General features: G+C 41.8%; 14 protein-coding genes. 4 read left to right on the forward strand and 10 right to left on the reverse strand.

Translation table 11 applies throughout. The annotated features are described in order from the left end of the window. The first annotated feature begins 98 nt into the window (after nt 1–98). Nucleotides 99–509 (forward strand): helix-turn-helix transcriptional regulator, encoded by a 411-nt coding sequence (locus tag OC193_RS08260; RefSeq protein WP_048661944.1) that lies wholly within the window; start codon nt 99–101, stop codon nt 507–509. 686 nt (nt 510–1,195) lie between these two features. On the opposite strand, the gene OC193_RS08265 is transcribed toward OC193_RS08260, so the two are convergent. Continuing rightward, nucleotides 1,196–1,477: a hypothetical protein gene (locus tag OC193_RS08265; protein WP_048666383.1), complete on the reverse strand. Its 282-nt coding sequence runs from the start codon at nt 1,475–1,477 to the stop codon at nt 1,196–1,198. Between the two features lie 1,651 nt (nt 1,478–3,128). Between OC193_RS08265 and OC193_RS08270 the strand changes: the two genes are divergently transcribed. Next, complete coding sequence (locus tag OC193_RS08270) at nt 3,129–3,731, forward strand: DUF2971 domain-containing protein (protein WP_048661961.1); 603 nt, start codon at nt 3,129–3,131, stop codon at nt 3,729–3,731. A gap of 83 nt (nt 3,732–3,814) precedes the next feature. Here OC193_RS08270 and OC193_RS08275 read toward each other — a convergent pair whose 3' ends face one another. The 4 genes from OC193_RS08275 to matP form a co-directional block, all read right to left on the reverse strand. Next, a complete protein-coding gene (locus tag OC193_RS08275; RefSeq protein ID WP_048661960.1) occupies nt 3,815–5,035 on the reverse strand; it encodes a hypothetical protein in 1,221 nt (406 codons plus the stop codon). A 144-nt stretch (nt 5,036–5,179) separates the two neighbouring features. Next, complete coding sequence (locus tag OC193_RS08280) at nt 5,180–5,491, reverse strand: hypothetical protein (protein WP_048661959.1); 312 nt, start codon at nt 5,489–5,491, stop codon at nt 5,180–5,182. A 105-nt stretch (nt 5,492–5,596) separates the two neighbouring features. Further along, on the reverse strand, nt 5,597–5,905 hold the full coding sequence (locus OC193_RS08285) for a DUF3634 family protein (RefSeq protein ID WP_017059672.1): 309 nt from the start codon (nt 5,903–5,905) through the stop codon (nt 5,597–5,599). Nucleotides 5,906–5,928: 23 nt separating this feature from the next. Then, complete coding sequence (gene matP, locus OC193_RS08290) at nt 5,929–6,384, reverse strand: macrodomain Ter protein MatP (RefSeq protein WP_010440786.1); 456 nt, start codon at nt 6,382–6,384, stop codon at nt 5,929–5,931. A gap of 189 nt (nt 6,385–6,573) precedes the next feature. On the opposite strand from matP, the gene OC193_RS08295 reads away from it, so the two are divergent. Together OC193_RS08295 and fabA are read left to right on the forward strand one after the other, a co-directional pair. Then, nucleotides 6,574–8,226: an AAA family ATPase gene (locus OC193_RS08295; protein WP_048661958.1), complete on the forward strand. Its 1,653-nt coding sequence runs from the start codon at nt 6,574–6,576 to the stop codon at nt 8,224–8,226. A 70-nt stretch (nt 8,227–8,296) separates the two neighbouring features. Continuing rightward, entirely contained in the window at nt 8,297–8,812 is a 516-nt protein-coding gene (gene fabA / locus OC193_RS08300) for a bifunctional 3-hydroxydecanoyl-ACP dehydratase/trans-2-decenoyl-ACP isomerase (protein ID WP_017059675.1), read from the forward strand. A gap of 252 nt (nt 8,813–9,064) precedes the next feature. Here fabA and rmf read toward each other — a convergent pair whose 3' ends face one another. The 5 genes from rmf to rlmKL form a co-directional block, all read right to left on the reverse strand. Continuing rightward, nucleotides 9,065–9,238 carry a ribosome modulation factor gene (rmf, locus tag OC193_RS08305; RefSeq protein ID WP_017059676.1) on the reverse strand — a complete coding sequence of 58 codons (174 nt, stop codon included), beginning with the start codon at nt 9,236–9,238 and terminating at the stop codon, nt 9,065–9,067. 160 nt (nt 9,239–9,398) lie between these two features. After that, nucleotides 9,399–11,114: a DUF3466 family protein gene (locus OC193_RS08310; RefSeq protein ID WP_048661957.1), complete on the reverse strand. Its 1,716-nt coding sequence runs from the start codon at nt 11,112–11,114 to the stop codon at nt 9,399–9,401. A gap of 9 nt (nt 11,115–11,123) precedes the next feature. Beyond that, a complete protein-coding gene (locus tag OC193_RS08315; RefSeq protein WP_048661956.1) occupies nt 11,124–13,040 on the reverse strand; it encodes an ABC transporter ATP-binding protein in 1,917 nt (638 codons plus the stop codon). Further along, nucleotides 13,018–13,236, reverse strand: coding sequence for a glutaredoxin family protein (locus tag OC193_RS08320; protein WP_017057231.1), 219 nt, complete (start codon nt 13,234–13,236; stop codon nt 13,018–13,020). Before OC193_RS08320 ends, OC193_RS08315 begins: the two co-directional genes overlap by 23 nt. Before the next feature lie 67 nt (nt 13,237–13,303). Further along, nucleotides 13,304–15,424: a bifunctional 23S rRNA (guanine(2069)-N(7))-methyltransferase RlmK/23S rRNA (guanine(2445)-N(2))-methyltransferase RlmL gene (rlmKL, locus tag OC193_RS08325; RefSeq protein WP_048661955.1), complete on the reverse strand. Its 2,121-nt coding sequence runs from the start codon at nt 15,422–15,424 to the stop codon at nt 13,304–13,306. Nucleotides 15,425–15,818: the final 394 nt, after the last annotated feature.

Genomic DNA, 15,818 nt, shown 5'->3' on the forward strand with positions numbered 1-15,818 from the left:
TTTTTTATAACTTAACCTCTACCATTCATAACTTCAAGAGCTGCATACAAAAAAGTGGTGTTACAATAATAAATAAACGTACCTAAAGGGGTCTTTTCATGCTTAAAGATGTAATTAAACAAGCGAGAATGAACAAAGGATTCACGCAAGAACAAATAGCTGAAAGAGTAAAAGTTGCCAAACAAACATATCTAAAATGGGAAAATGGTGAAACAGAACCTAAAGCAACACAGATAAGACTATTGGCCGAAAATCTAGATGTAACAGCCGACGAAATATGTAATGGAGAATTAGATACCAAGTATAGTCTTGAGACCTTCATCTATGAGATGGCAAGTGCAACAAGGTATAGAGACTTAGAAACATTAATTACTTGGAAGCATGTTAGTGATCATAAAAAGTTCATCAGTGATCTTAAAGTTGATTGCGAAGGCGATCCATATGTGGCAGATGAAATTAACAAAACTAAAGATGATGCTTATTGGGCTGCACAAGCCGAAAGTAGGTAAATGTGCAAATATGGCACAAGGGTAGACTATTAAAGGAAGTCTACCCCAACTAACGTGATTTACATCACATGTGGATATTCGAAAAGGAAAGCCCCGACCCCGCGCTACGCTTGCCTCGGTGTTCGGTGGCTTTTTCTCCTTTTCTCCTTCTCACCGTCCTTGCTCAGTCTTCGCCGTCCTTGTTCGTCGTCAAACGTCGAGTAACCGATAGAAACGAAAATTGGGAGTGCTCTGTACCAAAAAGCTATTCTGGCAAAATGAAAGGAAGGTTTTATGATCTTCTTTTGAGGGAGTAACGCTTCGCTGCTTTTCGGGCATTTGGGGAAGTTATGCCCAAGAACTGTATCGAGTGCCCTTATCCCTGCGGGGCTAAATTATGAATCAAAAATAAGATTTGATGAATCAATTTTGGGTTTTGATTACTAATGCGCATTGTGCAAATTATGTTACGGGTTAACTTCTAACAACGATTTTCCTAACGGGCATCAAAAAGGCCAGACAAGCTGACCTCCTCATTGAGCATGTTACTCACCCACGTTCTTATTCAGTTAAGCAAGCAAACCACTCAACATAATTTAGACCCATAATACGCACTTAGCGTGTTATTAAGTGAGACAGTACAAACTACGTTTGTTGCTCCTTTATGCTCTACAAGCAAGCTTATAGCAGCAGAAAGCGAGCTTAATCTAACTATCATGGTCAACATCAGCCAAAGAGAAAACCTGAGCGTACATAAGAAGCCCCTGTAAGCTCTCTATCTCGTCAAGCAAATGCTCAGTAATACCAGCACGAATATCATCCGTATAAGCCCCAGATTTCAAAAACATAGAAATACTATGCAGACGGTTAACCTGGTCTGAAAAATCAGACAGGGAATATTTCTCGCATGATTTTTTCTTATCCATCTCACTAAGCGAATAAGTTGGAGCATTGCTATCGGCGTGTGTATTTACAATAATTGTATCCATATGATTATTCCTAATTTTCGTGGTTGGGGTTTCATACATTCAGGGACGCTGTAACGTCCCTGAATGCTCACAGCAAAAAATCAATCTATACGACCTTTCCTTAGGCAAGACAGCATATATCTCTTCAAAGCAACTGTTGGAGAAGACTGATCGCGTTTACATAGCTTTTTAAAATCCTCCTTAAGCTCAGAGTTACAACGAAAGTTAAAATTCGAATCCAAATTATCAGAGTAAGACTTGCTTCTATCCTCATGAATTTGGCGCACTTTCTTGGTGTCCCAAGGACTAGGTATATCTGACATAAAGCACCCTATTGCGATTGCATTGAAATCACAAAAAGAATAACAAACCATATTTGCAATTACAAGAGATTCGCAAATGATTTTTTAAGACAAAAATAGCGAAAGCTAACTTATTGATTAATAAGAAAAGGCAGTGAGGAAATACAATATTTAGACAAGAGTACACTATTAAAGATAGTGTACTCTGAGAAACGAAAGCCCCGACCCCGCGCTACGCTTGCCTCGGAGTTCGGTGGCTTTCTTCCGTTAAAAACAAGCGAAGCTAGGAACGAAAGAAAGAAGAGATTCAAAAGAAAGAAAGTATGTCATTTTTTGACATACTGGTATGTCATGCAATAACAAACTCAGAATGTTAGTGCGCATTGTGCAAATTATGTTACGGGTTAACTTCTAACAACGATTTTCCCAACGAGCATCAAAAAGGCCAGACAAGCTGACCTCCTCATTGAGCATGTTGCTCACCCACGTTCTTATTCAGTTAAGCAAGCAAACCACTCAACATAATTTAGACCCATAATACGCACTTAGACTGTTAGAGCAATTTAGTAATGTCCGGTTTGAGCCATTTTAAAATGTCCGCCTAATCTAACGTATTGGTCTTTTTAAGCATGCAGCAGCGCTCTTTAAGATCACAAAAAACAAATAGCTATATGTACCCAACGTATGTACCGTCTGTAATTCGATCTCCGTGCACACAAACTTTATCAACAGAAAGCTTTTCTCTTCTCGTTTCCTGATTCATGCTCATGTTTGTAGTCATTTTTGCTGTGTTGTGTGTGAATCTTGTGGGCATTGGTTGTTGTTTTCTTTTCAGATTTCACACAGGCGACCATCTTTATTGATAACACCAAAACGACACCTTTATCAGTAGCCAATCAAATTGAATTATTTTACCTACAACCGTCACCAACTTTTCATGTGGCTCTTCTTCTGGCGCCAATGTTCGTACTAACATCTAAAACCGTTAACATGCGTACGCGTTTCACATGGGTACTTTAATGTCACGCTTAGTTTATGGGATGTCGTTGGAATCGATCTAGAGCATATATCCGATAGCTTTCAGGTATTTACACGAAGCTTATTAAACTCAGCAGTCCCTGTTTACCAACCTCACCCAGACAAACTAAAAGTTACGTTGTATCTTATTTTCAACAAGCGAATGTTAGATTACTGTCGCTCAGCTGCCAGATAAACCACTTAAACAGGCTACTATTTCATGTTTAAATTTTGATCTATCAAACAGTTATATGAATATATTTGGTGATTAGGCAATCAAATGCTATGCATTCAGGTCTCAACTATGAATTAAAGTGTTAACATCAGGCAATTTTGTAAACTAGGTGTTTGATATGTTGCCTAAACTTTATAAGTTCAGATCCCTCCATGATAGAAACATACAGTCGATTGCCGAGTGTTCGCTGTGGTTCGATTATGCTAAAACTTTCAATAACCCTTTTGAATCTAACCACATATTCAAGAATGAACTTCAAAACAATTTCAAGGTTATGTGTTTTTCTCAATCCAGCGACCACCCTATACTATGGTCTCAGTATGGCGACAACTTTAAAGGTATGTGCATCGAGTATGACCTCAACTGCTATAACGGTGAGGCCAATCTCAACTGTTTCGAAGTCCAATACGAAGATGAGCCAAGCATGTTCCACTCAGCATCGTTGGGGGAATTGCAAGGATCTGAATTGGGATCTGAAATGTTCAAGGTTAAGCACTCTAATTGGTGCTACGAAAAGGAATACCGTTGGGTGCTATCTGATGAGGAAATGATCGGTAATAAGCTCTACCTTAATAGAGAATGCCTAAGCTCGGTGATTCTGTCAGAGCACGCTCCTGCCGACAGGAAGTTGAAAGTTCTGATGACTTGCCAGCGCCTTGGTATACCCGTTAAGCATGCAATTGCCAAGCAGGAGTCGTTTACATTCGAAGTGGTCTGTTAAACGGTATACAGCAAGATTTACAGGCGCTTTCATTAAGTTACAGTGCAACAAAAAAGAGAGCCACATTTAATGTGGCTCCCTTTTTACATGTTCGTCGTCAGTTTTCCAGGCACTTGATCTTGCATCTGCTCAATCGTCGCTATAGACATTTGAACAGTTGAAAACCAATAAGGTCGGTGCTTAACGTTAAATAACTCACTATTCTCTAACGCTTCGAAAACAGAATACTTCCTACCTTGAGCCAAAGCTGCCCCATAAACCGTTCGCTCAAGTACAGGAGTGTCATTCACTTCCTCTAGAAGTGCCCTCTTTATGAACTGGTTTCCAGGGCTCCAATCTATAAATTCAACGAGGTTTTTTAGTAGTTTAAGCTCTAACTGCTCGACCATCGCTTCGAGAAACTGTGTATTTGGCATCACCTCAGTACAAGCATAATATTCGTCATGTTTGTCACTTGCTTCACGATAACCAAGCATCGTTTTTACCAATGCGTCTTCAAACGTGGAAGAAAAGTGGTTACAAATTAGAAACAAAGGCAGAACTCGCAACACGCCAAGTAAAATTCCTACGTTTGGGTCTTTAACCGACGTTTCTTGAAGTCGAATTCGAGTCGCATTTGACGTCACGACCAAGTGCTGCCAAACCTTAGGTGTGATGTGTTTAATGTTGCCATCATTCCACTTGATCAGCTGTTGACTCATTAACAATGGGAACAATAAACGACAATTTTCAATACCTATCTGTCGTGCTGCAATTTTTGGATCGAGAATCACCTTAGATTTCTTTCCATATTTATCTGCAAACTCTTGATTGGAAACAAACTCGATTAAACTTGAGCTCAATGGCCTACTTTTCGCGGATATTTCATGGAGTTTGGAAAAGTTTAAAGATGGCGAATACGCAACACTAGCGAATTGATTGTAATCGGGTAAGTCTGAAAACAACGAACTTATTAAGGTACCTTGAAGCTTCTCAAGCATTAGCGCAGAAGCGGCATTGCTGACATCATCGATAACGTATCGTAAGGTTTGTTGCTTCGCGTCGACTTTCTCGCGATGAGCATTGACTCTATCCTGCTCGCAGCGCAATAAAATACGTTGGTTGTGAGATATGCGGTCAGATTCATCAAATATGACGCTATCACAATACCTATTTTCCAAACTTAGTAACGTGTCTACTGTAGATTGTGCGAGCTTATATTCAGGTGAGATTAACCATCGATTAAAGCGAGCTTCAACATTGATTGAGACCTTCCTTGAGATCTCAACGACTTCAGGGGTATAACTTTTATTTGCTAACAACAACCGTGACTTTCCTTTGCCGTAAATGCTCTTGTATCGGCATATCCTGCCTTTATAACAAAACTAATATTAATAGAAATTAGAGATTGGTTCACGAAATTGTTTCAATAAAATTAAGGATATTTAGTTATAGTGCGTTGAGAGTGGCTAGTGTGTGATATGTAGCCGGATATACTTTTCTGGAAAGCTGTATTTGAACCTTTTCTTCGTCGGTAGATTTTTTGTTGCCTGCTTGCAAACTTTACTATCTCCAGACGTTCTCACCTTTTTGATTCTTGCGTAACCTTTAGAGTGCTTCATCTCAATCATCAGATCGCAATAACCCTCGAAATCAACATTACTCTTGTAGAGCCCTTTCATGACGGTGACTTTTATCTTTTTGGCTACAGGATTAACCAATGCATCGTCGGGAAAAGCGACTGGGGATAAAAAACATAATAGTAATACTAGGTATCTCATACTGCTCTCTCTTTGTTGAGGGTGAGAACAGTATGCGGAGATTTAAGAGAAATGAAGGATTAACTTAGTATGAAGATTGACTAGCTAGCGCGTAACTCTCAACGATTACGCTTTCTTTGAGCCTTTAGACTTAAAACCATTATGCGGGAACACGTTACGAATACGTTGCTGTACGTTTTTAGGCACATCTTTAGTGAACTTGAGATTGTAGCCAGAACGTTTTGCATACACTTTTAGCTCACCTTTAAAGGTATTGTTATGACCAATCTCTTGAAGGTTATGCTTAAAGCTCGGTGGAAGATGCCCTTTAACTTGTTCGATCGCCCCGTCACTAAATTTAATTTTCAACACCGGTCGATCGACTGCTACTAACCAAAAAACTAATACCGCACCGATTAAGATTACGTACATCATAATGTCACCACTACTGTTGATGGTTATTTATCGTCAGAAAGGAGTTTGCTTAAGTCTTCTTTAAGGCTAGTCACCGTCTTGCTGGCCTGTTCACTACGAGACGCTTCGCTAACCAAATACTCGATGGCGTCGGAAAGCGTACAACCTAGCTCGTTCGCTCGTTGAGATAGTTTTTCCCATACACGATAATCAAGGTCGATTGATTTCTTCTTGGTGTGAACTTGTTCAGCATTGAAGTGGCGCTTTCGCTTAGCTCTGATCGCTTGTTTAAGCTTGTTATCGAGCTCAGGAGACATGTTGTTAGAGATCCACTCAAGAACACCCGTAGGCTGGTGTTCCAGCTTCAATAAGGCTTGAACAGCAACATCAGCTTCACTTGAATCAATATGGCAAGTGATCGATTCACCTTCTTTCCATTTTTTGACCAGATAGTTCCATTTCCAACCACATTCCAAGTTTTCAAGTTGCTGATATTTCATGTCTAATCTCGAGAGTTAATCCTAGTGACAGCGTAACCCAAAATGGGCTGTTTAACAATTATTGTCTTGAAAGAATAGACCAAGATCATACTTATATTAGCTTAGTGATTAGTAACTACCACATAGAGCTACAAGCGAGATCGGTTTTTCTATATACTCCCTACCTCATTATCATAATCAGAAACTTAAATGACTCAAGTAGATTGGCGACATGTTACGCCTCAGTACGACGAATATAGCGCTCAATTAGAGCAATTCCCTGACATCTCGCCTTTCCCGTTTTCAGATATTCAACATAGATTCAAAGATGCGCTAACCCGCTTTGTCCGTTTGTCTAACCTTTCGCGTGTTTTACTTGTAAACGCTCCGGACAATTCGATCTATCGTCAAATGATTGTTGAATCTCTAGTCACTGCTTTAGATGATCACACTCTACCGGTTATAAAAACTGAATCTTTAAATGCTGCCTCTCTTTTTGACCAAGTTCAATCGAAAGACGGTAAGGTTGTTGCGACAAAACCTGGCCTCCTGGCTAGAGCAAACAACGGTTATCTGATCGTTTCAGCAAACTTGATCTTAGCAAACCCAGGAAGCTGGTTACTGCTTAAATCTGCGCTGCTTGGTGAAGCCGTAGAGCCTATCAGCAGTAATCCTGAGCACTTGAACCAATCTCCAACTTTGCCTCTTACCTACAACATTAAGTTGATTGTGGTTGGTGATAGAGCTCAATTAGGTGACCTTGATTATCTAGACAGCGATATTCAAACCGGTTTTTGCCTATTTAGCGAAATTGAGCAAGATATCAAGATCTCTGAAGAGAGTTTGACTCAATATCTTGGTTACCTTAAGTGGCTTCAACTACGCTATGAACTGCCAACCATCACGCAACAAGCGTTGACGGGCATTCTTACTGCCGGAGCAAGAGAGACTGAAGATCAAAGCTATACTCCATTATGCCCTATTTGGCACAATGCGTTATTGAACGAAGCTTTGATTGAAGCTAACAATGGTGAGATTGATATTCACCATATCCAACAAGCTCAACAACACAAATACAACCGAGAGTCGTACCTACCAGAACGCGCTCTTGATGATATTCGAGATGGCCAAGTCATTATTGAAACTGAAGGTGAACAAGTTGGTCAGGTTAATGGCCTAACAGTCATCGACGTTCCAGGGCACCCGATATCGTATGGTGAACCTGCACGAATTTCCTGTGTTATTCACTTTGGTGATGGTGATATTGCCGATGTTGAGCGCAAAGCCGAACTTGGTGGTAATCTTCATGCAAAAGGTATGATGATCATGCAAGCATTTGTGAGCAGCGCACTCAACCTTGAAGATCCGCTACCTTATGCCGCTTCTGTGGTATTTGAGCAATCGTATTGCGAAGTAGATGGCGATAGTGCTTCTCTTGCAGAGCTTTGCTCTTTGGTGAGTGCTTTGTCTGAATACCCTATCAATCAACAAATTGCGGTTACTGGTGCAGTGGACCAATTTGGTCGTGTACAAGCGGTTGGTGGGCTAAACGAGAAAATCGAAGGCTTTTACCATGTGTGTAAGCACAATGGCTTAACTGGCGAACAAGGTGTGATCCTTCCAAGATCGAATTTAAGGCACCTCGCACTGAAGCCAGACCTTATTGAAAGCATTAAGAATGAAGAATTCCATATTTGGTCAGTGTCTAATGTAGATGAAGCAATTCCTCTCATTATGAACAAACCATTTAGAGACGATGAACAAGAAAGCGTTCTGAGCAAAATTGCGGAACGTATTGAAAACTTTGAAAGACATGAGCACCCTATTGGAATCGTTGGACGCATTAAAAACTGGTTTGTCTAGTACTGATCGGACTTGTTTAGCGTACACCTGTTCACTAATATGCACCTATCAAAAATCGGAGTAATTGATAATGCAAAACAAACGTGATTCTTACACTCGCGAAGAGCTTCTAGCATCAAGCCAAGGCGAACTATGGCCACAAGGTCCTCAACTACCAGCACCGAACATGCTAATGATGGATCGCATCACTAAGATGTCAGAAACTGAAGGTGATTACGGTAAAGGTTTAGTTCTTGCTGAGCTGGATATTACTCCTGACCTATGGTTCTTCGATTGTCACTTCCCAGGTGACCCTGTAATGCCGGGTTGTCTAGGCCTTGACGCAATGTGGCAGCTTGTTGGCTTCTACCTTGGTTGGGTTGGCGGCGAAGGTAAAGGTCGAGCTCTAGGTGTTGGCGAAGTGAAATTCACTGGTCAAATTCTGCCAACAGCGAAAAAAGTAACTTACGAGATCCACATGAAGCGTGTTGTTAACCGTCGCCTAGTTATGGGCCTTGCGGATGGTCGCGTACTTGTTGATGGTAAAGAGATCTACGTTGCTAAAGATTTGAAAGTTGGCCTTTTCCAAGATACGTCAGCATTCTAATCTAATAGTTAGATTTTTAGTAAAGCAGCCCATGGCTGCTTTATTTTCATTTCAATAAATTTAGTTATAGTGCATTAAAATATCCCGTATTAAGCTTGAAACAGGATAAATCCACCAGCGATACGCTTATGATAGCGAAACTAGAATGCTACATAGCTCTAGGAGTCTTTGTGTTGTTCTGAAACTAACAAGGCTCCAGCCGTTGTAATCAACAGACAATGGAGCCCTGACCTTGAATTCTTTACGCCCTATCTACTTATAGAGACCTGATTGCTTATCATCTTTGGCATCACGCCAACCACCTAACCAATAAGACCGAGAGTCCATTTGGCTATATGGGCAAGCTTCTTGCGACCTACCATTTAAACCAGCTTTGTAGCCTTGAGATTGTGCTCGTTCTAGTCGATCACGCTTTTGTCTCTTCATAGTGCAGTCCTCATACGGGTGTTCCATTTACTAACATACAATGATTACAACTTTGCGGAGTTTTTGTGACTCCAACTTTAAGAATCGATCAGATTTTCACTTTTCTCAAGGCGAAAAAAAGCCCGAGTTCAGAATTGTGAACTCGGGCCCAAGAGATAAATTATTTAAATTTTCTGCGGAACCCTAACAGACCAAGCACAGTCAAAGTTAACCAACCTAGGCTACCACCTTGACGATCAACTTTCTCTGAGTCGGCACTACGAGTTTGGATATCAGCTTTAGTTGCACCGGCAATTGGTACAAGCTTAACTGCAACAACCTCTTCTACCGCGTTAGATGACGCGCCACCACAGTATGAGTTGTGAGACGTTGTGTCATACGGTTGAGTCGTTCCTCCAACTGTACATTTGATAGCAGTAGCAGAGATCACACCAGCATCGTTAATGTCAGTAGCATCAATAATTCGGAACTTGTTGTTCTCTCCGGAAACATTACCATCATTTGTTAGATCATCTAACCACCAAGCCTGACCGTTAAAGATGTCTACACGACGAGCTTCAGTTGATGAAGACACGTTATAAGGATATATAAAGCCTCTGTGTCTTCTTTCACTACCATCAACCTCACGAGTGGTTTCTGCATCTATTTGGCCAACAAACTCATTAAAGTTGTTAACTGCTTTAGCTTCACCGCTCGAACCACCAAAGAAGATACCACCAGACAAGTACGTTGCTGTTGGGTTTTTGGCATCGGTTACAACGAAAGGCTTATTACCTGCACTACCACTCTCTGGTACATAACCATTACGCTTAGAATAACCAACAGCGAACAAATTATCGTTGATGTCAGTCGCTACAGAGTTACTGTATCTAGCATCGTCGTTAGACGAGCCTGACTTAACCTCTGCACCGCTAATCTGTGTAGTCGTCCATGTTGCACCAGTAAGATCTAATGAGTCACTCACAAAAACACTGGCGTTCATGTCTTGTAGGTCACCATTACCATCTGCAGTATTATAGCCAACACCGTAAAAACCAGAACCTGATTCAACGATTGAACGCATACTGCCTTGAGCAAAGTAATCACCTTGTTTAGCGTCACCGCTGCGAATCCAATCGATTTCTTTGGTCGTAGTACCGTCCCAGATCGCCGCTTTAGAAGCATAGGCCTTATCTGGTTCTGATGTATCAGTCGGAACAAACTCTTCAGAGACACTACCTACATTGTAAACTTTGCCGTTACTCGCTTTTATCGCACGCCACGCACGAGTTTCCGAAGTACCATCTGGAGCAACGGAGTCGGTGTGAAGCGCATTATTACGGATACCACCTTCAGATTTTACCCCCAAAGGTTCAACTTCTGTCGCAGATTTGGCATACAGTGAGTTAATGACAGTATTTCGACTCGTAAATGTATCACCACCTTCTACAAATGCTTTTGCATTGACGTAAGTAAGGTCATTTCTTTCCTTGCTCCAAGTATCATTCCAACGGTTTTGCGCCCAGCTTTCACATGTAGAATATCTTAGCTCTCGGTAGCAATAGTTTTCGAAATCATCGAACTCTTGGATGTATTGGAACGGAGCGTCCATAGCGAAAGGCACTTCTTCACGATAACTTACCGCTTCAAGAGTATCGCGAGTTTCACCAGCCAGTTTAAAGTCGCCACATGCAACACTACCAACAGTGCCGGTAGTAAAACAACTTTCTGTTCCGGTTACTGTTGCAGGTTGAATTGCTACACCAAAGGTCTCTGAAGCACCCGTAATTGAGCTAGGAGTGGCAACTTCTACTACTTGATAGAGCGCAGCATTCGCATTAGTTGCAGCAAAAACTAATGCTGCAACTGTTGTTAATTTAAATTTAGTACAAGTCATTATTACTTCTTAACTTTCCTGTTGTAGTGCCTCGAGCTCTTCCCAGCGCTCAAAAGCAACTTCAAGCTCCTGCTCTGCTGCAGATAGCTTATCTAATACTGGTTGTGTCTGCTCTACAGATTTTGAAAAGAAGCTTGGATCGTTGACTTCTTCCTGAAGAGTTTCAATTTGAGTTTCCAATTCTTCTAAACGCATTGGTAGCGCTTCTAGTTCTCGTTGTAGCTTATACGATAACTTCTTAGGTTTAGCTTTAACTGGCGCAGTTTTGGGAGTTTCCTCAACTACTTTCTCAGGCTTTGATGGCTTTTCAACCTGTCGGTACTCTAATGCTTGTTTTCTTTGCTGCTGAGCATCGTGGTAACCACCAACAAATTCTTCAATAACGCCATTACCTTCAAAGATCCAACTTGTCATAACCGTGTTATCAACAAACTGACGATCGTGGCTCACTAAAAGAAGCGTACCCTGATAGTTGGCAAGCAAATCTTCTAAAAGTTCCAAAGTTTCGATATCTAGATCGTTGGTTGGCTCATCGAGAATCAATAAGTTGTTCGACTTAAGGAAGATACGAGCTAGTAACAGACGGTTTTTCTCACCACCAGATAGTGCTTTAACAGGAGTACGAGCACGTTTTGGAGAGAATAAGAAATCTTGTAAGTAGCTTAGTGCATGACGCTCACGGCCACCTACAGTGACTTCTTGCTTACCATCCGCTAAGTTATCGATTACAGACTTCTCAGGATCTAGAATTTCACGATATTGGTCAAAGTAAGCGACTTCAAGCTTAGTACCGCAATGTAGACGACCTGAATCTGGCTTAAGTTGATCAAGCAGCAGTTTAAGTACCGTACTCTTACCACAGCCATTCGGGCCAATTAGAGCGATACGATCACCACGCATGATATTGAAGCTGAAGTCTTTAACAATCTCTTTGCCTTCGAAGCCAAAGTTAATGTTTTCAGCTTCAAATACAATCTTGCCTGAACGCTGGCCATCGTCGATTTGGATAACGGCTTTGCCCTGCACTTCTCGACGGTTTAAACGCTCTTCACGTAGCTTCTTAAGCGCACGCACACGGCCTTCGTTACGAGTACGACGAGCTTTAATGCCTTGACGAATCCAAACTTCCTCTTGAGCAAGCTTCTTATCAAATTCAGCGTTTTGCATTTCTTCTACACGAAGCGCTTCTTCTTTCTCAACAAGATAGTTTTCGTAATCACCCGGGAAAGAGCTCAATTTACCGCGATCAAGATCGACAATACGTGTTGCCATCGATTTAATGAACGCACGGTCATGCGAGATAAAGATGATTGAACCGCGGAAGTCTTTCAGGAAACCCTCTAACCATTCAATGGTCGCAACATCTAAGTGGTTAGTCGGTTCGTCAAGTAGAAGCACGTCAGGGTCACATACAAGCGCACGAGCAAGTGCTGCTTTACGTTGCCAACCACCAGACAAATCCGTCAGTTTGGTTTCTGCAGTTAGCTTAAGCGCCGCCAATACGTTGCTTACGCGATCTTCAAAGCGCCATGCATTCGCATGATCCAATTGCTCTTGAACACGAGTAAGACGATTTAGGTTCTTTTCACTAGGGTCAGTACCGATGAGATCCAGAAGATCATGATAGATCTTCAGCTGTTCACCGATTTCAGCTAGGCCACCAGCAACGTAATCATAAACGGAACCTTGCTCATTGCGCGGTGGATCTTGCTCAAGGCGCGACACAACCACATCTTGTGTGATTTGCATCTTGCCGTCGTCCATGATGATGTTCCCAGACAGGATTTTCATCAACGTAGACTTACCAGCGCCATTGCGCCCTACTAAACACACACGTTCGTTTTCTTGCAGTGCGAAGTCCGCACGATCTAATAATGGGTGATCGCCAAACGCTAATTGCCCATTATGAATTGTAAGTAATGCCATTCTTCTTTAACCAATCATTAAGTTCTAACAAGCCAAATGGCCAGTTAAGCTCTGAGCTTTGAGAAAGATCAGAGCTTTCAAATTTGAGCACCGGAATAGTGACCCCGTAACGGGAAAAGAGCTCATCATCGAATGCAATGTCGACAACGTTGACGTGATGGCTAATGTTTAACTGTTCCGTGAGTTGGAATGCCATCTCACATAGATGGCACCCTTCTGTACTGTAGAGAGTCAGCACTATATATCCTTATACAATCTCTTAACTACTTGTGAGTAATCAACCAGCAGTTATGAATGTGCTTATTGCGAGAGAAGTCCAATGGAAGCGTCTTAGCAGAGATGTTCTGAGCCTTAAGACCTAATTCATCCAGAGCTTCCAAGTCCATTTTGAAGTGACGCTTGTTGTTAGAGAACACAATCGTGCCTTCTTCACGAAGAAGACGCTTAAGGTTTTCCATCAATTGAATGTGATCACGCTGAACATCAAAAGATTGATCCATACGCTTAGAGTTTGAGAACGTAGGTGGATCAATAAAGATCAGGTCGTAAGAACCCTGCTCTTTAACCAACCACTGTAAGCAATCAGCTTGCACAAATTGATGTTGACGACCAACACGGCCATTAAGCTCCATGTTCTGTTTTGCCCACTCAAGGTAGGTATTAGACATATCAACCGTTGTTGTAGAACGAGCGCCACCTACAGCAGCATGAACAGATGCACTGCCTGTGTAAGCGAACAGGTTTAGGAAATCTTTACCTGCGGCCATCTCACCGATACGACGACGAGTGATCTTATGATCTAGGAACAAGCCTGTATCTAGGTAGTCGTGAAGGTTAACAATCAGCTTAACGCCGTATTCGTTCACTTCTAGGTTAGATGAGTCTTGAGCCATCTTCTGGTATTGAGAACGGCCTTTCTGCTTCTGACGAACCTTAAGCACGACGTTGTTTGCTTCAACGCCTGTTACTTGAATTGACGCACGAATGATATCGGTTAAACGACGCTTAGCTTTATCTTCCGGAACATCTTTAGGCGCTGCGTATTCTTGAATCACAAGGTGACCTGGGTATACGTCAATCGCTACATTGTATTCTGGTAAGTCAGCGTCGTAGATACGGTAACAATCTAATTGCTCTTTCTTAGCCCACTTGCCAATTTTACCGATGTTCTTTTTAAGTCGGTTTGCAAAGTCAGGAGCAATCAGCTGTTCTTGCTCGCCCGTTGGACGTTCTGACATCGGACGATCTGAAATTGAGTAGTTCTTTTGGTGACACGGTAACGCACCGTTATTCAATTTGAACTGTTTGTCTGCACGCATGCGTAAGCAGCTAAGTAGTTCGTCTGAACTAGAGAAGATAGACGCGTTACAACCGCCAAATTCAGCTTTAAGCTGTGCGCCGAATGCCGTGTACAGTGCAATTAGGCCAGGCTCTGTACCCAGACGCTCACCATAAGGTGGGTTAGAAACAATCACACCATCAACAAATTCTGTAGGGCGTTTAAGCCTTGCAGCGTCACCTACTTCGAATTCAATCAACTCTTCAACACCAGCACGACGAGCATTGTCGCGCGCTGTTTTGATCATGCGTTCATCGTTGTCGTAACCATAGAACTTACATTCTACTTTCTTAACGCCACGACGACCTTGAACGTTCGCTTCAGCTTTAACTTCAGCCCAAAGCTCTGGTTCGAAATCTTCTAGTGATTCAAAACACCACTTCTGGCGTTTAACACCAGGAGCCATGTTTGCAGCCATCATTGCCGCTTCAATCACTAACGTACCCGAACCACACATAGGGTCTAGGAAAGGCTTAGTTGCATCCCAACCACTACGGAGAAGAATCGCTGCAGCAAGCGTTTCACGCAGAGGTGCGCGACCTGATTCAGGACGGTAACCACGTTGATGAAGACCGCTGCCAACCATATCAACACCAAGAATCGCTTTATCACGGTGTAGACGAACGTGAATACGAACATCTGGGTTCTCTTTGCTGATAGAAGGACGAGGCAAAGACTTCTTCTCGAAGCAATCAACAACGGCATCTTTTACTTTCATCGCACCGTATTGGCTGTTACGGATTTCGTTGTTCGTACCATTAAAGTCAACAACGAAACGCTTAGAGCTATGGAATTGATTTACCCAGTTAACCGCAGTGGTTGATAGGTACAAATCCATGTCATCCATACAAGTGAATTCAGAAAGGACACGTACAAATCGAGAAGCCAAACGGCTCCACAAACAACAACGATAAATTTGCTCATTGGTCGCTTTGAATTTAACACCTGCTTGAACAGGTTTTGCGTTTGTAATCCCTAGTTGGGTTAGTTCTTCAACTAATAAATTCTCAAGGCCGTTTGAGGTAACCGCTAGATATTGATTCATAGTGTTCTTTTATTGATAAAAATGAGCTCGATTATACCTGAATTTGTAACTAGAGCATCACACTAAACGCGTCTTTTCATTGAATCTTTCGACTAACTGGCTAGCAAATGCACAGTCTTGAAGCGATCGCTTACCCACATCCCCTTAGAACACAAGACCTATCGAACCAACTCCATTTCTGACCATTTGTTAACCAAAACAGCAATGTGAATTTATATTCACCTTTAAATTGGTATATACCAAAATGGATTTATGGGTGAAATTTAGCTACAAAAGACCAAAAACAGGGAATAAAGATGGACAAATTACACTTCTAGCGATGAAAACAGGCTGAAATTAAGGCGAAAAAATAGTCGTAAGTTCACTATTTAAATGGTTAAGCAGTGATGTATTT

It is taken from the genome of Vibrio crassostreae (assembly GCF_024347415.1).
Classification (GTDB): domain Bacteria; phylum Pseudomonadota; class Gammaproteobacteria; order Enterobacterales; family Vibrionaceae; genus Vibrio; species Vibrio crassostreae.

Coding starts and splice junctions, on each gene's coding strand:
- OC193_RS08315 (WP_048661956.1), bottom strand. CDS start 13,040: ATGGCATTACTTACAATTCATAATGGGCAATTAGCGTTTGGCGATCAC.
- OC193_RS08270 (WP_048661961.1), top strand. CDS start 3,129: ATGTTGCCTAAACTTTATAAGTTCAGATCCCTCCATGATAGAAACATA.
- rlmKL (WP_048661955.1), bottom strand. CDS start 15,424: ATGAATCAATATCTAGCGGTTACCTCAAACGGCCTTGAGAATTTATTA.
- OC193_RS08310 (WP_048661957.1), bottom strand. CDS start 11,114: ATGACTTGTACTAAATTTAAATTAACAACAGTTGCAGCATTAGTTTTT.
- matP (WP_010440786.1), bottom strand. CDS start 6,384: ATGAAATATCAGCAACTTGAAAACTTGGAATGTGGTTGGAAATGGAAC.
- fabA (WP_017059675.1), top strand. CDS start 8,297: ATGCAAAACAAACGTGATTCTTACACTCGCGAAGAGCTTCTAGCATCA.
- OC193_RS08295 (WP_048661958.1), top strand. CDS start 6,574: ATGACTCAAGTAGATTGGCGACATGTTACGCCTCAGTACGACGAATAT.
- OC193_RS08285 (WP_017059672.1), bottom strand. CDS start 5,905: ATGATGTACGTAATCTTAATCGGTGCGGTATTAGTTTTTTGGTTAGTA.
- OC193_RS08260 (WP_048661944.1), top strand. CDS start 99: ATGCTTAAAGATGTAATTAAACAAGCGAGAATGAACAAAGGATTCACG.
- OC193_RS08280 (WP_048661959.1), bottom strand. CDS start 5,491: ATGAGATACCTAGTATTACTATTATGTTTTTTATCCCCAGTCGCTTTT.
- rmf (WP_017059676.1), bottom strand. CDS start 9,238: ATGAAGAGACAAAAGCGTGATCGACTAGAACGAGCACAATCTCAAGGC.
- OC193_RS08320 (WP_017057231.1), bottom strand. CDS start 13,236: ATGGCATTCCAACTCACGGAACAGTTAAACATTAGCCATCACGTCAAC.
- OC193_RS08265 (WP_048666383.1), bottom strand. CDS start 1,477: ATGGATACAATTATTGTAAATACACACGCCGATAGCAATGCTCCAACT.